Origin of the sequence: Halopolyspora algeriensis (assembly GCF_003337235.1) — a bacterium.
In the GTDB taxonomy this organism is placed as follows: Bacteria; Actinomycetota; Actinomycetes; order Mycobacteriales; family Pseudonocardiaceae; genus Haloactinomyces; species Haloactinomyces algeriensis.
Genome location: NZ_QPJC01000001.1, coordinates 641,020 through 663,992, shown reverse-complemented (window position 1 = coordinate 663,992; position 22,973 = coordinate 641,020). Strand labels below are relative to the sequence as shown.

Genomic DNA, 22,973 nt, shown 5'->3' with positions numbered 1-22,973 from the left:
GTCACCTACCGACGTCTCAGGCGGCGCCTTGCCGCGTTGGACCTCTCTTGAGTATGCCGATACGCGGCGAGAGGCCCTGCCTTGCAATGCATCCACCTGAAACGCCGGGGTGGGGCACTTTCCGTAGGGACCACATTGCTCACCGTGAAAGCTGACCGCAGCCCACGGGGCCGATTCCGGAACGCTTTTCCGACTCACCGAGGAAAAATGACGACACATTCCGAGCCGATCGAGCTGGTGCTGCTGGATGTCGGCGGACCGATCTACGACGACGCCGTCTACCGCGACGCGCTCCTGCGGGCCACCCGCGAGCTGGCCGACGGCGAGATCGACGAGGCCGAGTTCCGGGCCGCCTACGATGCCCAGCGCCAGCGCCAGTCCGGGTCGCTGCGCAGCACGATCGCCGAGCGGTTCCTGACTCCCGGCGATCGGGAGCGGCTGTCCGCACTGGCCGCACGGTATTGGGACCACCCGCCCGACGCGCTGTACCCGGACGTACTGCCCGCGCTGCACGAGCTGGCCGGGCAGTACCGGCTGGCCATCGTGGCCAACCAGCGCGCCCTGGTGCTGGAGGCGCTGCGGCGCGACGGGATCGCCCGCTACATCGACGTGTGGGCGATCTCCGAGATCGTGGGTGCGGAGAAGCCGCACCCGGCTGTCTTCCGCCACGCGCTCGACGAGGCGAGCGTGCCCGCGGGCCGTGCCGTGCATGTCGGCAACCGGCTCGACACCGATGTCCGGGGCGCGCAGGAAGCGGGCCTGCGTACCGTGTGGGTACTGCGCGGCGAGGCACCGCCGGAACCGACCGACGAGCAACTCGCCGAGCCGGACACGTCGATCCGCACTCTCGCCGAGCTCCCGTCGGCGCTGGAGCGGTTGTCGGCGGTCGCACCATGAGCGGCGATTCTCCGGGCGACGTCGATGCCCCGCTGGTCGCCGGGGTCGACGTGGCCACCGCGACCGTGCGCGTGGAGGTACGCGATGCCGACGGGAAGCCGGCCGCCGCCGCCTCGGCTCCGCTGCCCCGACCGGTGCGCGGCCCCGGCGGAGAGTCCGAACAGGACGCCGGAAGCTGGTGGCCTGCGGCGCGAGCCGCGCTCGGGGAGTGCACGAGGAAACTGGGGCGGCGACGGCACGCGGTGCGGGCGCTGGCGATCGCGGCGACCTCGGGAACCGTGGTGGCCGTTGATGCGGCCGGTGACCCGGTCGGCCCGGCGCTGATGTACGACGACCGGCGAGCCGAGTCCGAGGCGAGCATCGCCCGCGAGGCCGGATCCCGGCGCTGGGAGCGCATCGGGATCACCCCGTCGGCCGGTTCCGGCCTGGCCCGCATCGGCTGGCTGGCCGCCCACGCCGACGACCCGAAGGCGCGGTTGCTGCACACCCCCGACCTCATCGCCGAGCACCTGGTCGGCCGACCGGTGGCCACGGACACCAGCCATGCGCTGAAGAGCGGCTACGACCCGGTGAACGCGGAATGGGCGGGCGAGGCGTTGACGGCGCTCGGGGTCGATACCGACCGGCTACCGGACGTGGTGCGCCCCGCGCAGCCGTTGGGCCGGGTCTCCCCTGCCGCTGCCGCCGAGACGGGCCTGCCCGCAGCCTGCGAGGTGCGGTCCGGAATGACCGACGGGTGCGCGGGCCAGCTCGCCTCCGGAGCAGTCGACCCCGGGCGGATCGTCACCGTGCTCGGCACGACACTGGTCGTCAAGGGAGTTTCCGCCGAGCTCGTGCACGATCCCACCGGAGCCGTCTACAGCCACCTGCATCCGGACGGCGCCTGGCTGCCCGGCGGTGCCTCCAACACCGGCGGTGAAGCACTGTCCGATGTGAATCCAGGACGGCTCGCCAGGTTGGACCGCGCGGCTGGGGAGCACGGCCCGTCCGGCACCGTGTGCTACCCCCTGCGCCGCGACGGTGAACGCTTCCCGTTCCCGGCACCACAAGCACGGGGCTTCCTGCTCGAGCCGGCGAGCGACGAGATCGACCTGCACCGGGCGAGGCTGGAAGGTGTCGCCTTCTGCGAGCGCCTCGCGCTGGAGCGGATGGGCAAACTCGGCGTTGCCGTCACCTCACCGATCCTCACCACCGGCGGCGGTGCCCGTAGCCGATTGTGGTGCGGCATCCGGGCTTCGGTGCTCGGGAGGCCGGTCGCCCGCGTGCCCCGAGCAGGGACCGCGCTCGGAGCCGCGCTGCTGGCCGCCACCGGCACACTGCATCCGGACCTGAGCACCGCTGCGCACGCCATGGTGCCCGCACCCGAGCGGATCGACCCGATCGTCGAGGAGGCCGGGCCGCTGGCCGCGAACTACCGGAGGTTCCTGGAGGCCCTCCACGAGCGTGGATGGCTGAACTCGTGAGTGGCGCTGTCCTTGCCGAATTCTCGCCCGCTCTCCGGATCGAGACGGTCCCGCCACACCGGTACGAGTCTCCGCACTGTTCAGCGATCCGGGCCCGGGCATCGCGCCGGACATGCTGGGAAGCCCGCTCCCAGTCACCCTGTAACCAGTAAGCAGGCAATCGAACGGTGATCCGTGCCACCGAGGCCTGCCGGTATCGAAAGTCGTCAGCGAAGAGTCGGACAGAACCAGCACCACTCGCGACCTGTGGCGTGCGCACACATGAAATGCCCGGGGAGAAAGGAAGTTCGCCGACCGCAGAAACGAGGCCAGGGGCGGGAATGCGCGTGACAAGAGAGATCGAGGGGACTGCGCCACCGCGGCGTTCGCTGCTCGGCCGTGCAGCACTGTGGGCGTTGCGGGCGCTGCTGGTCGCGGCGGCGGTCTACGTGGGCGTGCAGGTGCTGGTGCTGCTCGACCTCGCTGTCATACCCGTTATCGCCGCGTTGCTGTTCACCGCACTGCTGTGGCCGCTGAACAGGATGCTCAGGCGCCCGATGCCCAATCTGCTCGCGGCATGGATCACCCTGATCATCGCCGTTTTCGTCCTCGGCGGCATGGGCTACCTCATCGGGATGCGGATCGCTGCGACCCTTCCGCTGTTGATCGATCAGCTGATCAACACCGTCCGCCGGCTCGGTGATCTGCTGGCCCAACTGGGCTTCGGGCAGGTGACGCTGAACAGCATCGAGAACGCCGTCGTCAACTGGCTCCAGAGCCACCGCAGCATGCTGAGAAATGTCGCACGGACAGGGGCTCGCTACCTGATCAATCTCGTGACCATGCTCCTGCTCACCATCTTCGTGACACTGTTCTTGCTCTACGAGGGAGAGCGGGTCTGGCGCTGGCTGATCTCGCCACTCGAGCAGGGTCCCCACCGGCGGCGCATCGACCGCGCAGGGCATGCCGCTTGGAACACTGTCACCGGGTATGTGCACGGCACCGTTGTCATCGCGATCATCCACGGCATCGTGATCGGGCTGACCCTGTTCCTGCTGGGGGTGCCACTGGTCCTGCCCCTGTCGGTACTCGTGTTCCTCGGCAGCTTCATCCCCATCGTCGGAGCGATCGTGGCGGGCACGATCGCTGTCCTCGTCACCCTGGTCACCCAGGGAATTGTCGAAGCACTCATTCTTCTCGCGGTTCTGCTTGTGGAAAATCAACTGGAAGGCAATGTCCTTCAGCCGCTGGTGATGAAGAACTACGTCCGCCTGCATCCCTTGGCGATCGGCCTCGTTCTTGTCGTAGGGGGAATTCTGGCCGGGCTCGTCGGCATGATCATCGCGGTACCGACCGCGGCAGTCGTCCACCGCATCTGGACGCCGCTGATGGGAAGCGACGAGCAGGAAGAGCAGACGGCAGAACACCTGCCGGAAGGCTGGACACCCACGGAACGACCATCGAGCGAGGAATCGTGACGGAGGTTGTGTGCCGGCCGGAGAGCAACCGGTCCTTCGATGCTCGCGAGTGAACGTTCCGGCCGGAATCGGCCGTGGGCACTCCGCACTCCGGCAGGCACCACTCCCGGCAGCGGCCGTTGCTGGTGCCGACGAGGCGCGTGGAGGTGACAATCGGTGTGGTAATGACCACAGACGATCACCGGCGAGGCTGATGTGGCAGACGGCGTGGAGATCGACACGGGTACGTTCGGGCGGCTCGACGTGCGGGGATGGCAGGTACATCCGGAGCCGCCGAGCACGGTGGACGCCTCGGCCGACCGGCGTGCCCTGCTCCTGGTCGAAACCGGCCACCTCCTGGTCTGGGCAGCACTGGCCGCCTACGCCGTGCTGGCCGTACTCGCCCTCACCGCAGGCGGCCCGGAACCGCTCGGCGGGCAGTGGTGGTTGCCCATGTTGTGGATCGGCGGGCTCGTGGGCTTCCCGCTGGGATTGCTGTGCATCCGGTTCGGCGAGCGCGTGCGCCGCAGGACCGGCTTCCCCGTGCCACTGGCCGTGTACGACGTGGTCACCAAAGGGGCCGAAGCAGCGCGCAACGTTCACGAGATGTTCGAGATGATCGCCCCGGCCGAGCAGCGGCCCGGATTCGTGGGCGACACCCACCACGTGAACGCCAGGCGGCTACGCCTGATCGCCCGGCACTGCGAACACGCCGCCCGGGCACACCGGTGGCACATGCCACCGGTGGTGCTGCACTACCGCATCCGCTACATCACCAAGCTCACCATTCCCCTGCTGGAATCGGCCGAGCGGACCGCGGACCGGATCCTGGGCATGGAGCCACCGCGCGACCCGGAACGGGAGTGAGAGAGCAAGGCTCCTGTGCGCAGGATTACACAATTGTGGTCGGCATCGAGCACAGCGGCCCAAAATTCCGCAGGAATACGGTAAGGCTCGCCTTCACCCGGCAAGGCAACCCTGTCTCGAGCAAGGACAGGCTTTTCTTGGCGAAACCCTCTTCTCTCAGGTGAGGCAAACTTTTTTGAGGACACCCTTATTTGAAACACCGGCAAAATTCTGATGTATATTCGCGGTATGGCTTTGAGCACGAAGAGGATCGAACGTCAGGAATCGAGGTTCAACGAACTTCTCCAGGATCAGGTCCGCAACGAGTTCACCGCCTCGCAGCAGTACATCGCGGTGGCGGTGTGGTTCGACAGCGAGGACCTGCCCCGCCTGGCCGCGCACTTCTACCGGCAGGCTCTCGAGGAGCGCAACCATGCCATGATGATCGTCCGGTTCCTCATGGACAACGACATCAAGCCGACGATTCCCGCTACCGAGAGCGTCCGCAACGACTTCACCGAGACCCGTGAACTCGTCGCTCTCGCGCTGGAGCAGGAGCGCGAGGTCACCGAGGAGATCACCACCCTCGCCAAGGCCGCGCGCGACGAGGGAAATTACATCGGCGAGCAGTTCGTGCAGTGGTTCCTCAAGGAGCAGGTCGAAGAGGTCTCCCAGATGTCCACCCTGCTGACCGTCGTCGATCGAGCGAAGGGCAACATGTTCGAGGTGGAGAACTTCCTCGCCCGCGAAGGCGTCGGGGAGCACGGGGAGGACCCGACCGCACCGCCTGCTGCCGGGGGCGCCGTGTGACTCACGGCGGCGCCGGCGGAGCCGGAAACTCCGGCTCCGCCGGCGCCGCTGCGACCGGCCCTGTCACTGCACAGGCCCCTGCCTCAGGGGGCCGCTGCCTCAGCGGACGGTGATCTGACGACCGCGCAACCCCTCCCTGGCACGGCGTTCGGCCGCATCGAGCGGCTCGGAATCGAGCGAGGTGAGCACCTCCTCCAGGCGGTGGCCCATCGCCGCCGCGGGCTGCTCCCACTCGCGCGCGTGCTTCTCCCGGTCCACGTCCCACACCGGCACGAGCAGCCCGTGCGCCCGGAAGGAGCCCGCATAGCGGCTGTCGGCATCCAGGGCGAGCTCTCCCCGCGCCGACAACCGAGCCAGCGCGGCCAGCAGCTGCTCCTCCGGATCCGGCCGCACCCAGCGCACATGCGCCTTCTCTCCCGCATCCACCCAGTACGCCGAGTGCACGCCCTCGGCGTCGAGCCGCCGGGTCGGCATGATCGCCGCGTTGGCCCGCTCCAGCGACAGCGCCACGTCACCCGTGGGCTCCACGTCGTCGGGCATCCACCAGGAGAAGTCGTCGTACAACTCGGCGTCGAGCAGCGCATCCGGATCGACGAGATCCTGCAACCGTGCCGGTACGGTGCCCTCCGGGGCGTCCTCCGGGCCCACTGCAGGCAGCGAAGCACCGGGCTCGGCCTGCTGCGCCCACTCCACGGCTCGCGCCAGGTCCCGGCTGACATCGCCGGAGCGGGTCTGAACCTGCAAGCCCACGAACGCCTGCCCGTCGCTGCGCACCATGGCCGCCGCGGCCATCGGCAGCACCGTGGCCAGTGTGACCACGCGGTCACCGGACCGCAGCGACAACTTCGCCGTCGCCGAGGGCACGAACTCCCGCAACGCCACGAGTTCGCACTCGGCCGCCAACCCCGCGAACGGGCGGGACACGATCACGTTCGCGGCACCACCGGCCGCACCATGGCACGCCTTGTAGCGCTTGCCCGAGCCGCACGGGCACGGCTGCCGCCGCCCTGTGCCACCCTCGGTACCCGGCTGCTCGGCCACCGTTCGCTTCGCCACCGGATTCCTCCTCACCTGGACATTGCCGACTCACCGGTCATCGTCGCCCGCTTTCGCGGGGTGATCTGCGGCCTCGGAGTGACCGAGACGCTATCACCGGTTCGACACGGGTGCGCCGACCGGAAACGGCGGTCGGCGCGCGAATCACCGACCCGGGTCGCGGTCAGCGCGGAGCGACGGCGGAGCGCTCCGGACGTGGAGGCGTGGGAGCGCCACGCACCCCCAACACGCGCAGACGGGGGATCGCGGTGGTGTCCACCGGTACGAGCAGCCGCGTGAGGTACTTGACGACGCGGATGGTCACCACGGCCAGCACAACCACCGCGGCGTTGGTCCAGGCATGCAGCACCACCCCGTTGGCCAGCGCCTGCACCCCCTCGGTGAACCCCCACAGGAACGTCACCCAGCCGAGAACCACACTCGCAGCCCAGGCCGACCACCACAGCCGCACCAACCAGGACGGCTTCGGACGCGTGCCCGGATCACGAACGTGCTCGGGAACGAGAGCAGTGTGCTCCAGCTCGGCCAACGCCGAACCGGGCACGAACAGATTCAGGCCCGGTACCAGCACCCCGGCGACGAACTCCGCGTCCGAACGCGCGGGACGCACACCGGCCCGCGCGGCCGCGCAGGCGCGCGCTCGCAGCGCCCACAGCACCACGGCCACACCGCTGAGCATCCCCACGACCCAGGTCAGCATTCCCGCCGTGATCACGAGCGCATCCGAGAAGGCGAGAAGGGACCGCGACAGGGCCTCGTTCCGACTGCGCAGCAGCAGCGCATAACGCCACAACTCCGCGGCGGTGGCCACCCCGGCGAGGCCGGCCGTGGTCCACAGCACCGAGGTCGCCGTGGCCGACAGCGACTGCACCCGTTCAGCCGGATCGACACGGGTGCGGTTGGGCAACGCCAGCGGCCACCGCCACGCCACCTGCGGAAACCCCCAGCGCGGTACGGACGGGTAGGACGGCGGGCCGGTGTAGCGGCGCAGTGCGCTCCGCCTCCGTGGCGGGCGCTGCCCACCCGGTGGAGTGGCCACCCACTCCACCGGGACACCGGAACCGGGCGACTGCCGCCTCACAGCACGTACGGCTCGCTGTCGGGGTTGTCGGCGACCACCGGCCGCCCACCGGCGGCCCAGCCGTTCATCCCGCGCTCGACATTGACCGCATCCCAGCCGTTCGCATTGAGGTAGGCGGTCACCTTGGACGAGCGCCCGCCGGAGCGGCACACGACGTAGAGCTGGTCGACCTCCGGAATCTCGTCGAGCCGTTCCGGGAGTTCACTCATCGGGATATGCACCGCACCGGGCGCGTGTCCGGCCTCCCACTCGTCGCGTTCGCGAACATCGAGCAGCGCGCCCTGCGGCAGTTCCGCCGGAAGTTCCTCGGGGTGCACTCCGGGAACCCGGCCGTGCATCGGTGTAGTCACACCCCGATGCTGCCACGGATCCCGCGGTTTCTCCGCGAGGGTGCCCGCCCGGATTTCGGAAGCACCCGAGCCACCTGGCTCGGTGGATCCGGCGCGCGCGGGAATCCGGTGACCGAACTCCACCTGTGCCACACTGCGACGAGTGGTACGGGTCACCGCAACCGCACGAAAGGACGGGACGCGCGATGGCCGAGGAGATCCGCAGCGATCCGATGGCCGGCGGGCGCCACCCGGTCGAGCGGGAAGCTCGGCAGTCCCCACCGGACAGTCCCTCCCCGGCAGGCAGCGAGCCGACCGGGGAAGGGCCCGTCGGCGAGAGCGAACACGCCGCCGGAGAGACCGACCAATCGGCACCGCACCATCGCCGCCCGGAAGGGGTCGACGATGCCACGCTGACCGCGGTGGGCACGGTGACCGAGGCATTGGAAACCGTCGAACGCGCCCGCGGGCGTCTCTACGACTTCCACCAGTTGACCGGTGCGGCCGACGCCAAGCTCGCCGAGGGAGTGGAGCAGCTGCGCCGCAGCGGACACGTCGAGCTCGCCGCCGAGATCGAACGGGAACTGGTGGGGCGCAATGTCCTTCCGGGCAGATGGACCTACCAGATCGTCGAGGACTACGACGACGGCTACTGGAGCTGCTTCCGCAGACACGAGCAGCACGCCCGTCGACTGCTCCTGGGCGGCCGGCGGCACGTCTACGAAGCGGAGATGAAAGAACGCGAGCGCAGCAGGCGAGAGGACGGTTCGCCCTTGCCGTGGCATGCCGCCACCCCGGATTCCGGGACGTGAGAGGGTGCTCCGGGAATTCGGCCAGGGGTCACTGAGCCGACATCCGGGCGGTGCCCTCAGCGGTGGTGACGTCCCCGCGCATGCGGCTGCCCGCCCTCGCCGCCGGAGGACTCCAACCGATCGTGGACGAAACCCAGCCGGTCCGGGGCGTGCATCCGCAACATCACACGCGCGGTCCCCGGCGGTACCCGGTGCCGGGTGGCACGGCTGACCACGAACGTCACCAGAAACGCGATCGGCACCGTGATCGCCGCCGGCTGCTGCAGCACCGTCGCCCACCAGCTCTGCGTGTCCGCCACGAACATCCCCAGCACGACCGCCGCCAGCACCAGGGAACCACCGGTCAGCAGCCCGGCTGCCGCCCCGGCCGCCGTCAGGCGGCGCCACCAGACGCCCAGCACCAGCAACGGAAAGAACGTGGACGCCGCCATCGCGAAGGCCAGTCCCACACTCTGCGCGATGTCCCTGCCCATCGCGCTCAGGGCCAGGGCGGCCGGGATCGCCGCCGCCCCCAGCGAGATCAGCCGCACGTCCCATGTCCGACCCGGCAGGACATCATCGGACAGCACTCCCACCACGCTCATCACCAGGCCGCCGGACGTGGCCAGGAACGCCGCGAACGCACCCGCCGCCGTGATGGCACCGAGCAGCCCACCGGCCCAGTTGCCGAGCATCGCACCGGGAAGCTGCAGCACCGCCGCATCGGTTCTGCCCGTGACCAGCAACTGGGGCGCATGGAACCGCGACAGCAGGCCGAACACCGTCGGGAACAGGTAGAACGCGCCGAGCAGGGCGAGTACGAACAGCGTCGTACGCCGGGCGGCGTGCCCACTCGGGTTCGTGTAGAAGCGCACCAGAACGTGCGGTAGTCCCATCGTGCCCAGAAAGGTCGCCAGGATCAGCGAGTACGTCTCGAACAGGCCGCGAGCGCCATCGTCCTGCGGCAGCAGCCAGGACCGGTTTTCCGCTACCGCATCGTCGACCACCGGAACCGGCGCACCCGCGGGAAACCGCAACTCGGTACCCGCCGAAACCGGATACTCCCCCGGGGAGACGTAGACACTGCTCGGCCCCGGCGCAGGATCGTCGCCGAGCACACCCGCGCCGGTACCGCCCTCGACCCGCAACCACACCGGTTCGGTGACCTGCAGCCGCACATCGATGGACAGGCGCACCGTGGTGTCCCGTTCGAACACCGGCGGCACCGCCTCGTCGAGCCCGCGCCGATGCTGCGAGTCCCCGTCCAGGAACACCAGGCACAGCACGAAGGCGGGCACGGTGATCGCACACAACTTCACCCAGTACTGGAACGCCTGCACCAGGGTGGCCGCGCGCATCCCGCCGAGCACGCCGAGCAGCACGAGGACCGCCACCACCACGATCCCGCTCCAGTACGGCATGTCCGTGATCGTCGACAGGGTCAGCCCGGCCGCCTGCAACTGCGGGACCAGATACAGCCAGCCGATCAGCACCACCAGTACGGTCGCCAGTTGCCGCAGCCGGTACGAGTCCAGCCGTGCCTGGACGAAATCAGGCAGCGTGTAGGCCCCGGACCGGCGCAGGGGCGCGGCCACGAACAGCATCAGCACCAGGTATCCGGCGGTGAAACCGATCGGGTACCACAGGGCCTGCACACCGTCCTTGAGCACCAGCCCCGCGACACCGAGAAACGATGCCGCCGACAGGTACTCACCGGAGATCGCCGTCGCGTTGCGTTCCACGCCCACCGTGCGGCGCGCGGCCAAGAAGTCCGATGTGGTGCGTGCGCTCCCCGCTCCCCGGGCCGCGAGCGTGAACGTCACCGCGGCGAGCACGGCGATGCCGCCGAGCGCCCAGAGATCCGGTTCCATCTCGCTGCCCCTGTCAGGGTCGGTTTCTCACCACGCACGGGTGATCCATGCACCACCGTGCCGCGCGGGGCCCCGACTCGGGCGACCACCGGCGAGCACTACTTCTCCACCATTCGCAGAAACTCGCGCTCGTGCCGCTCGGCATCGCGCGTGCTGAGGTAGCCGATCAACACCATGAAAGGGAACGGCAACACCCCCAACAGCAGCCAGGGCAGGCTCACCCCGAACACGGTCGCCTCCGCGACCGCGGGGACGAGCCAGAACAGCACCGGCAGGCCGCACAGTGCCACGGCGATGATCCCCGCCAGGAGCAGCGAGCTGCGCAACTGCACCTTCATCAGGTGACTCACCAGCGCCTCACCGACGCTGTTCTGCTCCTCCAGTTCCATCATCGTGCGGGGAATCTCGCGGGTGCCTCGGCGGTCGGCCAGCACCACACGCTTTCGGCGCGGCACGCGCGGATCGGTCGCTTCGGAATCCCTGCCCGTCGTCATCTCAACCCCACCCCGGGCGCGGGGTGTGCACGAGTCGGTCCTTGAGCTCCCGGGTGTGGCGGCGACTGACCGGCAGTTCCCGCAGCTCACCACCCGTACGCAGCAGTACCGAATGTCCGGACGACGACGTCCGCAGCTCACTGACCAAGCCCAACGCCACCAGGTACGAGCGATGGATCCGGACGAATCCCGCTTCCGCCCACTGTTCCTCCAGCTGGGCCAGCGGCATTCGCACCAGGTGCGACCCCTCGGTGGTGTGCAGCCGCGCGTAGTCGCCCTGAGCCTCGACCCACAACACCGACTTGCGGGGAATCAGCTTCGTGGTGCCACCCAGCTCGACCGTGATGAAGGCGTGGGGGTCGGTCTCGCCCCCCTCGATCGCGCGTCGCTCGCGCCCGGATTCGACCTGCCTGTCCGAGCCGGCGGAAGGATCGGTCACCCGCTCGACGAACCGCAGAGCACGATCCACCCGCTCGGGATTGGCGGGTTTCATGATGTAGTCGATCGCGCCGAGCTCGAAAGCCTCCAGCGCGTTCTCCTCGTGCCCGGTGATGAACACGAGGGCGGGTGGATTCTTGAACGCCACGACCACCCGGGCCAGTTCCATCCCACTCAGCCCCGGCATCGCCACGTCGGCGAACACCGCATCCACAGCAGCCTCGTCGGCACCACCCGACCGGAGCCGCGCGTCGTCACTGCGCAGCAGCCGCAGTGCCTCGGGTGCGTCGGAAGCGGTCACGACCCGACCCACTCGCGGGTTGCTCTCGAGCAGATGCTTCATTTCGTCCAGGCCGGCACTCTCGTCGTCCACCGCCAGGACGACGAGACCCGAAGTGTGCTCCTGAATACTCACTGCAACGCCATATCCTGCCGTGCCGATGGACATCCTGTCCACGATCAAGCCCGGCACCGGCGTGCCGCGCTGTGCCGGAACACCACCCCGCTTGCCGAACCGGCCGTGATCCGGCCACGCACAGCCGTCTCGTCCGTCGAGCAGCCCTGCGGCAGCAGGCAGTTCGGCCCACCGGAGCCTCACATACGGTGCTCAACCTACGACCCCGCGTTCACCTCCGAAACGGCGGGGTGTCAAAACCGGCACACGCGGTCACAGGCCGAATCGGGACCACAGAGCGCGCTGCTCCAGCTCGTCGACCGCCGCCAGCATCGAACCGGCCGCGGCAGCGGCGATGCCCGTACCACCGGACCGACTACCGGGCCCACTCACACCCAGGCGCGCAAGCAGTGGTTTACGCGGTTCGACCTGCACCACGTGCGCGTCGGGGAACCGTTCGCGCACGATCTCGCGCAGCGTGCCGGTTCCGTCGACAAGCCCCAGCTCCTTCGCTCGAGCACCGGACCACACCTCCCCGGAGAACAGTTCGTCACCGGAAGCGTCGAGTTTGTCGCCACGGCGGGTGCGGATCCACTCCGCGAACTGCTCGTGCATCTCCGTCTGCAGCGACTGCAGCCACTCGACGTCCTCTTCCTTTTCCGGGCGGAACGGGTCCAGGCGCACCTTGCGGTTACCGGCCGTGTGTATCCGGCGCTCCACCCCGACGCGATCCAGCAGGCCCTCCAGCCCGAATCCGGCACTGACCACACCCACCGAACCGACCATCGAGGTCGAGTGCGCATAGACCTCGTCGCCCGCGCAGGCCAGCCAGTACCCTCCCGAGGCGGCAAGGTCCTCACAGAAGGTCAGCACCGGCACGTTCTTCGACTCGGCCAGCTCCCGGATTCGCTCGGCCACCAGAGCCGATTGGGTGGCCGCACCGCCGGGAGAATTGATCGACAGTGCCACCGCGGACGTTCGATCGTGACTGAACGCTCTGGTCAGAGCGGACTCGACGGTGTGCAGGGAGATCGACGACCGATTCACCGGTGACGGCGTCGGCGTGATCACACCGTGCAATCTCACGACGGGCACGACGGGCCCGCGCTCGGCACGTTCGGCCAGCTTGGCGGGCAGCCGGGAGGACAACTTCTCGCTGAGCACGCTGGTGAGCTTGTGCGGCACCCTCTCGTTCATGCCCCGACGTTACCGGCTCTACCGCACGGGCGTGGGTTCTTGCTCCGGCACGTCGAGGTCCGCGTCCTGCGCCGAGCCGTCCGGCAACGGTTCGGGCGGAATCGGATGCACACCGGGAGCGAATTTCGGCACGCGCATGATGACCTTCATTCCCGCGCCCTGCTCGGTCTCGACCACCAATCCGTAGTCGTTGCCGAACGTGGCCCGCATCCGGTCGTTGATATTGCCGAGGCCGACGTGCGCACCGGTGAGATGTGATTCGCCGAGCTCGGATTCCAGAGCCCGCGGGTCCATGCCGACCCCGTCGTCGTCGACACTGATCAAAGCCTCGTTGCCGTGATCGGCGGCCACCACCGAGACCGTGCCGCCACCCGGCTTGCTGAGCAGGCCGTGTCGCACCGCGTTTTCCACGAGGGGTTGCAACGCCAGGAACGGCAAGGTCACGGGCAACACCTCGGGGTCGATCCTGAGCTGTACCTTCAGCCGCTCCGGACCGAATCGCGCCCCCTCCAGCATCAGATAACGATCGATGTTGCGCAGCTCCTCGGCCAGCGTCGTGTACAGGCCGGTGGTGCGGAACGAGTAGCGCGTGAAGTCGGCGAACTCCTGCAGCAGTTCCCGCGCCTGCTCGGGGTCGGTGCGAACATGCGAGGAGATCGTGTTCAACGCGTTGTAGATGAAATGGGGAGAGATCTGCGCGCGCAGTGCGCGCACTTCCGCGCGCGCCAGCTTCTCCTTGGACTCCTGCAACTCGGCCAGTTCGAGTTGTGCCGAAACATGATCGGCGAGTTCCTCGGCGGCACGCAACAATCGCTTCTGATCGCCACCGGTGATCACCACCAGCGCACCCCGGTTGCGTCCCTCGACTTCCAGCGGCACCACCACCGCGTGCCGCATCGGGCACGGGCGCTGGTCACAGGGCACATCGGAGTGATCGACGTATTCACGTTTGCCGCTGCGCAGTACGCGCTCGATCGGGGTGGTCACGTCGTCGTAGTGGTGGTTGGCCTCCCCGTCCCAGGTCAGCAGAGTTCCGTCGGCATCGACCACTCCCACCGCGGCGCAGGACAGCAACTCGCGCAGATACGGCGCGGTCTTGTCCGCCGACTCCTGGTTGAGGCCACTGCGCAGGTAGGGGGCGGCACTGGTCACGCGATGCAGCGCGGCCAGCGTGGCATCCTCCATCGACGTGCTCACCCGGCGCGATCGACACAGCATGACGAACATTCCGAGTACGCCAAGTGCCGCGATCAGGGTCAGCACTGTCCGCTCAGTCAGCAGCTCGGGCACGCGACCATACTCGTGACGAGCCGGTCGGTAAGCAAGGATGCACACCGCTTGTCGAGCTCAGCGGCTCGTAATGATCGGTGAGCGGCAGAGCACTCTTCCACTCAACGGAAATGCGCACGCTGTTCGGCCGTGCGCACGGCATCACGCCACCGGCTGCAGCGGACCGTTCATGTCGGGTTCGGAGTAGACCTCGATATCGCGGGCCACGCGGCCGGCCCGCTGCCGGGCGGTGACGAATCCCCGGACGACCCCGACCCAGCGCTCCGGCGGACGCTCGTCGGAATCCCCGGGCGTTTCCGCCAGCACCGTCCACGGCCGCCGCACCAGCCAGCGGAGCGGGAAGAACAGCACGATCAGCGCCAGGGCCACAACCAGCTGGATCGGGACGTACACCGACGACGGGGTCCAGACGACGAACCCGACGAACAGCAACAGCAGAATCACCCCCATGGCCACGCCCGGGCCGGGGCCACCGCTGATGTCGTGCTCCCACTCGTCCACATCGATCGGATTGGACCACTCGATGTTGGTCCGGACATTCCACATCCGCCCGTCGGAGCCACGCACCACCCGGTTCATCGCCGCCTCCCTGCCCAGGCCGGGCCACTCGCATCGGTCGGGGTGCCCGGCCGTGCCGCCGTCCGGCCGGTTCGATCATCAAACGTGCGGCCACCGTACCGCGATCTCCCTCGGTCCCGCGGGCGATATCACCCGTCTCACCGAGTCACATATCGTCCGCACGCGGTGCTCGGTACCGTGGCGAACCTGCGGATCGGCGATACCACAACACCATCACCGGAAAGGTGCCCGGATGAACCTCGACGAAGCACGTTCCGCCGTGCGCACACAGCACCACGCGGTGCTGAGCACCATGCGCGAGGACGGCACACCGCAGATGTCACCGGTACTGGCGACGGTGGACGGCGCGGGCCGGGTCGTCGTGAGCACCTCGGCGGGCACGGCCAAGGTGCGCAACCTGCGGCGTGACCCCCGCGCCTGGCTCTGCGTGCTTCCCGACCGGTTCTTCGGCTCCTGGATCCAGGTGGAGGGGGACGTGCACATCGTCGAACTCCCGGAGGCGTTGCCCCTGCTGGAGGAGTACTACCGCAGCATCTCGGGCGAACACGAGGACTGGGGTGCCTACCGTGCCGCCATGAAAGCCGAGAACCGGGTGCTCATCCAGGTGACACTGACGCGCGCGGGACCTTCTCGCCCGAGTTGAGCACCGGTGCCCACCCCCGTCGAAGCGGGCACCGCGGATGGGTTACAGTGGTTGTCACAAGCAGCCGGAAGGGGCCGAGCGGAAATCCGAACGGTCGCCGGAAGGATCTTGCGAACACATGCGGATGTAGCGCAGCGGTAGCGCATCAGCTTGCCAAGCTGAGGGTCGCGGGTTCGAATCCCGTCATCCGCTCCGACAACGGGCCCGCCGGAGATGTACTCCGGCGGGCCCGTTTCGCTGTTGCGGCCCTTACGACGAAAGCGGCCGGGAAGCCCGGCACCGAGCACTCTCACTCGTCCAGTCGGAAGCCGATCTTCAACCCGACCTGGAAATGCGCGACGTTGCCGTTCTCGACGTGGCCCCGGACCTCGGAAACCTCGAACCAGTCGACCTCCCGCAGTGTCTGGGAGGCACGTCCCACTCCCCTGCGGATCGCATCGTCGAGACCTTCCGAGGAGGTGCCGACGATCTCGGTCACCCGGTAGATGTTGTCAGCCATACCCGGATCGTCGAGTCGTCCCCACCGGGCCGCAACCGAGAGACCCTCGGCCCACTCGTGCGAGTGATGGCAGCCCGCGTGGTCGGAGCGATACAGCCGGTCGTTCAGACGGCGAGGCCGGTGGGGCAGGCGACACCGGTGCCTTCGATCCCGCAGTAACCGTGCGGGTTCTTCGCGTCGCTGAGGTACTGCTGGTGGTAGCCCTCGGCATAGTAGAACTCACCCAGCGGGGCGATCTCCGTGGTGATCGCGCCGTGGCCTGCGGTCGTCAATGCCGCCTGGTACTGCTCGCGGCTGGCCTCGGCGGTCACCCGCTGCTGCTCGTCGGCGTAGTAGATGGCCGACCGGTACTGCGAACCGACATCGTTGCCCTGCCGCAGACCCTGAGTCGGGTCGTGGTTCTCCCAGAACACGCGCAGGACCTGCGAAAGGCCGATGACCGCAGGATCGAAAACGACGAGCACGGCCTCCGCGTGCCCGGTCAGACCGGTGCACACCTCTTCATAGGTGGGGTTGGGGGTGTATCCGCCCGCGTATCCCACGGCGGTGGACCACACGCCCTCGGTGCGCCAGAAGGTGCGCTCGGCTCCCCAGAAGCAGCCCATGCCCACCACCACGGTCGACATTCCCTCCGGGAACGGCGGCACGATCCGGCGCTCGCCGTACACCGCGTGGAACTCGGGCACCGCAAGCGGCGTGGACCGCCCCGGCAAAGCCTCCTCGGCCTCGATCATGCGGGTCTTGTTACCGAACAACGCCATACCCGCACGATACCCACTCACCCGGGCCGGGTGGAGCGTCATGCGGACACGTCCCGGTGCACCGGACGGCGCCCGCACCGCCGGACATCTCGTCAGCGTGCGGTCCCGGCGGTGGCGACGGTGGCGAGAAGAGCCTGCAAGGTGGCACGCGAGACGTCGGGGCCGAACTGTGCCGCGACAGCCGCCTGCCCCGATGTGGACAGTCGTTGCCACGCCCGGTCGTCGGTGAGCAGCCGCACGATGCCGTCCGCGAGTCCGCGCGCATCGTCGGCGATCAGCACGTCACCGCCCGGCGTGAGGTGCACACCCTCCATCGCCGGCGCCGTCCCGACCACGGGCACCCCCGCTCCGAGGCTCTCGCCGACCTTGCCCTTCACCCCGGTGCCGAACCGCAGCGGAGCCACCGTCACCCGGGCGGCGTCGTACAGCGGCGCGAGATCGGCCACCCAGCCGTGCACCTCGACACCGTCTCCGTCCAGGCGCAGTATCTCGGCGGTCGGGTTGCCGCCCACGACATGCAGCACCGCCTCCGGACAGCGCTCGCGCACCAGCGGCATGATGTCCCGAGCCGCCCACAGGACGGCGTCGATGTTCGGCGGGTGATCGAAATCGCCCACGAACAGGACATCGCGGCGACCGCCCGGATACCGCGATCGGCACTGCACCTCGTGCACCTGGGACAGCACGCGGACATCGGCATCGGGCACCGATTCGCGCAGCAGAGCCTGCTCGGCTTCGGACGCCACGAGCGTGACGTCGCAGGCGTGGACGAGCCCGAGCTCCCGTTGCCGGGACACGAAAGCCCCCCGCCGCAAGGCGTCCGCGAACGCGGCATTCCCCTCGGCGTCGGCCAGTTCCGCCTGCCGCTGAAGCCGCCGGAAGTGCACCCCGGCGGTGTCGTGGACGAGCACGCATCGCGGTGCCGAGATCCGCAGCTCCTCCGCCAGGCTCCAGGCCGACCACGACCGTGACACCAGGGCCAGATCGATCCGCGAACCGGCCTCGGTGAGAAAGGCCCGCTGCAGGTGCGGTTCGGGCAGTACCGTCACCCCGAGCTGCTGCAGGGCGGCGGTGTAGGAATCCGCGGGCGTCCGGTCGGCGGGGAGGAACACCACGCGGCAACCGAGCCCGACGAGCTGCTCCAGGATGTGACGCATCCGCCCCGAGCCGGAGTCGACATCCGGGTGCGGCACCCGCTGATCGGTGACCAGCACCAGCGGGCCGAAATGCCCCCCGCTGCCCCGCTGCCGAGCCAGCCACAGACCGGCCGGCGTGCCTTCCGACACATGTTCGGCGAAGAGGGTATCGGCCCACTTGTCGACGAACACTCCACGGTTGAGCTCCCGGTGCTTGTTCGCCCCCCTGCCCGTGCGGGCGGCGTGGGAGGTCCCCTCGTGGTGCACGACGGCGGCCCGAGGTTGCACCACCGTCCGAAACCCCGCCGCACGCACTGCGAAAGCGAGATCGACGTCCTCGTAGTAGGCCGGTGCGTAGCGCGGGTCGAAGCCACCGAGCTGCCGGAAGAGGCCCGCCCGCACCAGCAGCGCCGCACTCGAGCAGCAATCCACGTCGCGCAGCACGTTGTACACGGGCGCATCGGCATCGTCCTCGCGGCCGAGATGCCGAACGGTGCCGTCGGACCACACGGCGCTGCCGCATTCCCGCATCCGGCCGTCGGGGCCGAGGAGTTTCGCGCCGACCAAACCGATCGACTCGTCGGATTCGAGCGTGGCGACCAGGATGTCCAGCCAGGACTCGGTGACCTCGGCATCGTTGTGCAGGAAGAACAGGTACTCGCCCCGTGCCTGCTCGGCACCGAGATCGCATGCCGCACCGAACCCGAGAATGCGTTCGGTACGTACCGACCGCACCCCCTCGCAGGCGGCCAGATGTTCGGCGCTGCCGTCGGCGGAGGCATCGTCGACCACGATCACCTCGAACGGCACCGAGACCGGGTGCCGGGCGAGCAAGCGCAGGCACCGGCGGGTGTGCGGCCACTCGCCGTGCACCGGCAGGATCACACTGACCAGCGGATGGTCGCTGCGCGGCACGCGAAGCGGCCCGGTCTCCCCGCCCTCCGGTGAGTCCGAAAGTCCTCCCCCACCCCCGAACAGCAGCGCACGGACCACCCGGCGAAAAGTGCCACGCGGCGCGATCCGGTCGAGGGCACGCCGAGGTGCGACCGGGCCTGCCGCGCGCTGCTCGGCGTCGGCGACCCGTGCCTCCAGGTCCGCCACGGTGTCGCGCAGCCACTCCATCCGCGCCGAGTCGCGCCGGCCGGTCGCCTGCGCCTCGTGCAACTCGGCACCGAGCCGGTCGATTTCCAGGCGCAGGCGGGCCTGCTCGTGCGCGCTTTCGTTCACACGCTGCTCGGCGTCGGCGCGAAGCGACTCCGAGCGCGCGAGCGAGGATTCGAGCTCTGCGATCTCGGCCCGTTCACGGCGGCAGAGCTCGTTGAGCCGGGCGATATCGACGGTGGCGGCGTCCCGCTGTTCGACGATCTCGGACACGTCCCCGTCGGGACCCGATGCAGTACGCTGCACCAGCCCCTGCTCGGCGTCGAGCAGGGCCGCCACCGCGGGCAGCCGCGGCAACTGGCGATCCGAAGCCAGCCCCAGCAGGTAGGTGTACGGCACCCCCTGGTGCACCGACCAGGAACCCGCGTCCTGCCTGCGCAGGGTCTGCAACCGGACCCCGTCGATGGCGGTGTCCGGATCACCGGGGTCGGCGGGGGTCATCAGCGAACCGACCGCGACGTTCTGCTTCAACATCGCCACGTGGCGGAAGAACTCCTCCAGCAGCGACTCGAACTGCGGCGCGGCGAGTTCCTTGATGTGGAAGGGATTCTCGTTGCCCTGCCGATCGTGGTACATCGTCGTGTCGGGGGTGCTCACCAGAAACAGCCCCCCGCCTGCCAGCCGGGCGCGCACCAGCCGCAGCACGGCCGCGTGGTCGGCGACGTGCTCGATCGCCTCGAAACACACGATCACGTCGAACGGTCCGCTCTCGGCGAGCAGTTCGGGATCGGTGATCGAGCCGGTGCGAAAGCTCAGGTTGCGGCCGCCGTAGTGGTGCTCGGCGTGCTCGACGGCGTCGGTGTCGATGTCCACCCCGACGACGTCGGCGGCTTCGGCGGCCAGCATCGAAGCGCCGTACCCCTCGCCACTGGCCAGGTCGAGCACCCGCTTGTTCCGGACGAACCGGGCCGCCATCGCATAGCGGTGGTAATGCTCGTAGATCGCCTGCGCGTTGTCGGCCCACGGCACGCAGCGTTCCCCGGTCCAGTCGATCAACCGCCGCTGCTCCCGCCTGTTGCGACCGCTGCTGTCGTCCATTCGGTCCCTCTTGGCACAGCCGTAGCCGACGCTTGCGCGTCACTGCACACTCTCATCGCAGAATACCGCCCTTACCAGCGGTTATGTGCCGAAGTAGCCCGAATGGAGCCGTGCGGAGGAAAGGGCTTTCACCCGCTTTTCCTGCCGGAGTCCTCCCGGCCCGGCTTCGCGAGCCGGTCCGGTACCGACGGACAGACGGAACCGCTCACCTGATCGGGGACAGCACTACCCGCGGAGTGTCGATGCCGATGTTGGAGGGCACCCCCGTGGACGGTCGCCGGTATCGATCAACAGCAAGGTAGGTGTGCTCATGCCACCGGCATTCACGGAGTCGATGTTCCCGCCGCTGGCCCTGGGGTTCTTCGGGTTGGGCACCGGATATCTCATCTGAGGTCCGCAGGAGCTTTTCGGCTTCCCGCAACGAGGCGAGTCGGTCGACCGCGCCTCCGGTACCTGGGCGATCTGGATGCCCGGTGTCTGCCAGATCGTCACCGGAATCTTCCTGTTCGCCGGGCTGACCCTGTTCCAGGTCTTCACCTACGATGCACCGCTGTACATGGCGGCGCTGGCCTTCTCGGCCTACGGGATCCACTGGCTCGCGCTGGGCTGGAACCGCTACCGACAGCACGATCCCCGGCCCAACGTCGGCATGGCCGTGGCGTTCGTGATCCTGTCGGTGCTGGGAGCCGTCGTGTTCTACGCGGTCGGCAACTGGGCCGTCGGCATCCTGTTCACCGGGCTGACCTGGGTGTATGTCAGCGAGATCCCCGCCAGCCTCGGCACCACCCGCGGCGAGCGCTCACTCGGCGCGGCACACACGGCCACCGGCATCTGGCTGATGTATCTCACCTTCGCCGTGGTGCTCAACTACGCCCTCGGCTTCGGCCTGCCCGCCTGACCTGATCCCGCCGACCCGGCCGAGGGCGGTCCTCACCTGCCCACGGCGTAGCCCTGGGCGCCGCGGGCGTTGGCGGCCGCACGCAGCAGCCCCGTCTCCGGGTCGCGGGAGACCGCCGACAGCCGCCCCAGCGCCCAGGGCCCGGCGTCGACGACCTCGTGACCGCGTCGTTCGAGGTCGGCGATGCGTTCGGGACCGAGTCGCGACTCCACCATCAGCCTGCCCGGCTGCCATGTGCGGGGATAGAACGAGGTCGGGAACGCGCGGGAATGCCACGCGGGGGCATCGATCGCCTCCTGCAGGTTCAACCCGCCGTGCACATGAGCGAGCCAGAAGCACAACTGCCACTGATCCTGCTGATCCCCACCGGGCGTGCCGAACGCGAGAACCGGCACCCCCTCCCGCAGTGCCAGCGACGGACTGAGTGTGATGCGGGGCCGCTTGCCCGGCACGAGCGAGTTCGGCAACCCCTCCTGCAGCCAGAACATCTGCGCACGGGTCCCCAGACAGAACCCCAGTTCCGGAATCGCGGGCGAGGACTGCAACCACCCACCGGACGGAGTCGCCGAAACGATATTGCCCCAGCGATCCACGACGTCGAGATGCACCGTGTCCCCCCGGCTCTCCCCGGACGGTGACACGGTCGGTTCTCCGAGGCCGACGCCACTCGGATCCTCGGGACCCCCGGCTCCGCGGCCCTCGGCCACGAATGTCGGTAACCGCACCCGGCGACCGCCGGGAGAACCCGGCCGCAGCTCCAGGGAAGCGTGCTCATCGATCAGCCCTCGCCGGGAGTCGGCATAAGCACGGGAGAGCAGGTCAGCCACCACGCCCGGTTCCGCGGAATCGCCGTACCACGCCTCCCGGTCGGCGAAAGCCAGCTTCGCCGCCTCCACCGCGACATGCACCGTGTCGGCGTCGGGCAGGCCACCGGTATAGCCGATCCGGTCACCCATACCCTCCAGCAGGCGCAACTGCTGCGCCAGGACCGGCCCCTGCGACTCCATCCCGACCTTCGCCAACGTCCAGCCGCCCGGCAGGTCGGTCAGCACCGTGTCCGCATAGGTCGCGCGGAAAGCGGCCATGTCCTGCCCGGTGAGCAGCCCGGCATGGTCGTGTCCGGAATTGTCCCGCACGGGGGTGCGCACGAACTTCTCGATCGTCTCGGCAACAAAGCCCTGCGACCAGGCACGGCGCGCGGCGTCGATCCGCGCCTGACGATCACCGCCCACCGCGTCGGCCTCGGACAACAGCCGCTGCCAGGTATCGGCCAGGGTGGGGTTGCGCAGCACACTGCCCGGCTGGGGTGCGGCATCGTCGACCAGCCACAACCGCGCCGAGGACGGCCAGTGTTCGCGGAACATCTCGCGCACCGTGCCGATGGTGGTGCTGAGGCGCTCGACGACGGGGACCCCGGTGCGGGCGTAGGAGATCGCATGGCCGAGGACCTCGCGCAGCGACTTGGTGCCGTGGTCGCGCAGCAGGGTCAGCCAACCGTCCCAGGCCCCCGGCACGGTGGCCGGGAGCAGGCCGCTGCCCGGGACGAGGTCCAGGTCGAGCTCGTCACGCAGATACGGGACGGTGGCCGCGGCAGGAGCGGGCCCCTGCCCCAGCAGAGCGCGCGGGTGCGGATCACCGGCCGTGGCGAACAGGATGGGAACCTCCCCTCCGGGGCCGTTGAGGTGGGGTTCGACGACCTGGAGGACGAATCCTGCGGCGGTCGCGGCGTCGAACGCGTTGCCCCCGTCCTCCAGGACGGCCATTCCGGTCGCGGAGGCAAGCCAGTGAGTCGTGGCGACCATGCCGTGCGTGCCGGCCAGTTCCGGGCGAGTGGTGAACATCATGACCACCCTAGACGCATGATC

At 68.9% G+C, this 22,973-nt stretch carries 21 protein-coding genes and 1 tRNA gene; 9 read left to right on the top strand and 13 right to left on the bottom strand.

Features of this window, described 5'->3' with window-relative positions:
- Positions 1 to 207: 207 nt before the first annotated feature.
- The 5 genes from DFQ14_RS03170 (at position 208) to DFQ14_RS03150 (ending at position 5,452) form a co-directional block, all read left to right on the top strand.
- Positions 208 to 897, top strand: coding sequence for an HAD family hydrolase (locus DFQ14_RS03170; RefSeq protein ID WP_114451439.1), 690 nt, complete (start codon positions 208 to 210; stop codon positions 895 to 897).
- Positions 894 to 2,360, top strand: coding sequence for an FGGY-family carbohydrate kinase (locus tag DFQ14_RS03165; protein WP_114451438.1), 1,467 nt, complete (start codon positions 894 to 896; stop codon positions 2,358 to 2,360). The genes DFQ14_RS03170 and DFQ14_RS03165 overlap by 4 nt, the downstream gene beginning before the upstream one ends.
- Positions 2,361 to 2,527: 167 nt before the next feature.
- Entirely contained in the window at positions 2,528 to 3,817 is a 1,290-nt protein-coding gene (locus DFQ14_RS03160) for an AI-2E family transporter (protein ID WP_141921419.1), read from the top strand.
- A 195-nt stretch (positions 3,818 to 4,012) separates the two neighbouring features.
- Positions 4,013 to 4,663 carry a hypothetical protein gene (locus tag DFQ14_RS03155; RefSeq protein WP_141921418.1) on the top strand — a complete coding sequence of 217 codons (651 nt, stop codon included), beginning with the start codon at positions 4,013 to 4,015 and terminating at the stop codon, positions 4,661 to 4,663.
- Between the two features lie 228 nt (positions 4,664 to 4,891).
- On the top strand, positions 4,892 to 5,452 hold the full coding sequence (locus DFQ14_RS03150; protein ID WP_114451435.1) for a ferritin: 561 nt from the start codon (positions 4,892 to 4,894) through the stop codon (positions 5,450 to 5,452).
- Positions 5,453 to 5,551: 99 nt separating this feature from the next.
- On the opposite strand, the gene DFQ14_RS03145 is transcribed toward DFQ14_RS03150, so the two are convergent.
- From DFQ14_RS03145 to DFQ14_RS03135, 3 genes are all read right to left on the bottom strand, one after another.
- On the bottom strand, positions 5,552 to 6,508 hold the full coding sequence (locus DFQ14_RS03145; protein WP_114451434.1) for a DUF5926 family protein: 957 nt from the start codon (positions 6,506 to 6,508) through the stop codon (positions 5,552 to 5,554).
- A gap of 163 nt (positions 6,509 to 6,671) precedes the next feature.
- Positions 6,672 to 7,547, bottom strand: coding sequence for a DUF4328 domain-containing protein (locus DFQ14_RS03140; protein ID WP_114451591.1), 876 nt, complete (start codon positions 7,545 to 7,547; stop codon positions 6,672 to 6,674).
- 38 nt (positions 7,548 to 7,585) lie between these two features.
- Positions 7,586 to 7,927: a rhodanese-like domain-containing protein gene (locus DFQ14_RS03135; protein WP_114451590.1), complete on the bottom strand. Its 342-nt coding sequence runs from the start codon at positions 7,925 to 7,927 to the stop codon at positions 7,586 to 7,588.
- Positions 7,928 to 8,124: 197 nt separating this feature from the next.
- On the opposite strand from DFQ14_RS03135, the gene DFQ14_RS03130 reads away from it, so the two are divergent.
- Complete coding sequence (locus DFQ14_RS03130) at positions 8,125 to 8,730, top strand: hypothetical protein (protein WP_420810120.1); 606 nt, start codon at positions 8,125 to 8,127, stop codon at positions 8,728 to 8,730.
- 56 nt (positions 8,731 to 8,786) lie between these two features.
- On the opposite strand, the gene DFQ14_RS03125 is transcribed toward DFQ14_RS03130, so the two are convergent.
- The 6 genes from DFQ14_RS03125 to DFQ14_RS03100 all read right to left on the bottom strand — a co-directional run bounded on the left by DFQ14_RS03125 (position 8,787) and on the right by DFQ14_RS03100 (position 14,972).
- Positions 8,787 to 10,580, bottom strand: a complete 1,794-nt coding sequence (locus DFQ14_RS03125) for a sodium/solute symporter (RefSeq protein WP_114451433.1) — start codon at positions 10,578 to 10,580, stop codon at positions 8,787 to 8,789.
- Positions 10,581 to 10,678: 98 nt separating this feature from the next.
- Entirely contained in the window at positions 10,679 to 11,074 is a 396-nt protein-coding gene (locus DFQ14_RS03120) for a hypothetical protein (protein ID WP_114451432.1), read from the bottom strand.
- Position 11,075: 1 nt separating this feature from the next.
- Positions 11,076 to 11,960, bottom strand: a complete 885-nt coding sequence (locus DFQ14_RS03115; protein WP_114451588.1) for a LytR/AlgR family response regulator transcription factor — start codon at positions 11,958 to 11,960, stop codon at positions 11,076 to 11,078.
- Between the two features lie 219 nt (positions 11,961 to 12,179).
- Positions 12,180 to 13,103, bottom strand: coding sequence for a S49 family peptidase (locus DFQ14_RS03110; RefSeq protein ID WP_114451431.1), 924 nt, complete (start codon positions 13,101 to 13,103; stop codon positions 12,180 to 12,182).
- Positions 13,104 to 13,121: 18 nt separating this feature from the next.
- Positions 13,122 to 14,393 carry a GAF domain-containing sensor histidine kinase gene (locus DFQ14_RS03105; RefSeq protein WP_114451430.1) on the bottom strand — a complete coding sequence of 424 codons (1,272 nt, stop codon included), beginning with the start codon at positions 14,391 to 14,393 and terminating at the stop codon, positions 13,122 to 13,124.
- 141 nt (positions 14,394 to 14,534) lie between these two features.
- Positions 14,535 to 14,972: a DUF983 domain-containing protein gene (locus tag DFQ14_RS03100; protein ID WP_114451429.1), complete on the bottom strand. Its 438-nt coding sequence runs from the start codon at positions 14,970 to 14,972 to the stop codon at positions 14,535 to 14,537.
- A 232-nt stretch (positions 14,973 to 15,204) separates the two neighbouring features.
- On the opposite strand from DFQ14_RS03100, the gene DFQ14_RS03095 reads away from it, so the two are divergent.
- Positions 15,205 to 15,615, top strand: a complete 411-nt coding sequence (locus DFQ14_RS03095) for a PPOX class F420-dependent oxidoreductase (protein ID WP_114451428.1) — start codon at positions 15,205 to 15,207, stop codon at positions 15,613 to 15,615.
- Between the two features lie 120 nt (positions 15,616 to 15,735).
- Positions 15,736 to 15,807, top strand: a tRNA-Gly gene (locus DFQ14_RS03090).
- Between the two features lie 97 nt (positions 15,808 to 15,904).
- Here the strand turns inward: DFQ14_RS03090 and DFQ14_RS03085 are convergent.
- The 3 genes from DFQ14_RS03085 to DFQ14_RS03075 form a co-directional block, all read right to left on the bottom strand.
- The gene (locus tag DFQ14_RS03085) at positions 15,905 to 16,114 is read right to left on the bottom strand and encodes a dodecin (protein ID WP_114451427.1); all 210 of its coding nucleotides are present in this window, start codon (positions 16,112 to 16,114) and stop codon (positions 15,905 to 15,907) included.
- A gap of 104 nt (positions 16,115 to 16,218) precedes the next feature.
- A complete protein-coding gene (msrA, locus tag DFQ14_RS03080; RefSeq protein WP_114451426.1) occupies positions 16,219 to 16,875 on the bottom strand; it encodes a peptide-methionine (S)-S-oxide reductase MsrA in 657 nt (218 codons plus the stop codon).
- 92 nt (positions 16,876 to 16,967) lie between these two features.
- Positions 16,968 to 20,210, bottom strand: coding sequence for a glycosyltransferase (locus DFQ14_RS03075; RefSeq protein WP_114451425.1), 3,243 nt, complete (start codon positions 20,208 to 20,210; stop codon positions 16,968 to 16,970).
- Between the two features lie 466 nt (positions 20,211 to 20,676).
- Between DFQ14_RS03075 and DFQ14_RS03070 the strand changes: the two genes are divergently transcribed.
- Complete coding sequence (locus tag DFQ14_RS03070; RefSeq protein WP_246195868.1) at positions 20,677 to 21,108, top strand: hypothetical protein; 432 nt, start codon at positions 20,677 to 20,679, stop codon at positions 21,106 to 21,108.
- Positions 21,109 to 21,140: 32 nt separating this feature from the next.
- On the opposite strand, the gene DFQ14_RS03065 is transcribed toward DFQ14_RS03070, so the two are convergent.
- Positions 21,141 to 22,949 carry a gamma-glutamyltransferase family protein gene (locus DFQ14_RS03065; protein ID WP_114451587.1) on the bottom strand — a complete coding sequence of 603 codons (1,809 nt, stop codon included), beginning with the start codon at positions 22,947 to 22,949 and terminating at the stop codon, positions 21,141 to 21,143.
- Positions 22,950 to 22,973: the final 24 nt, after the last annotated feature.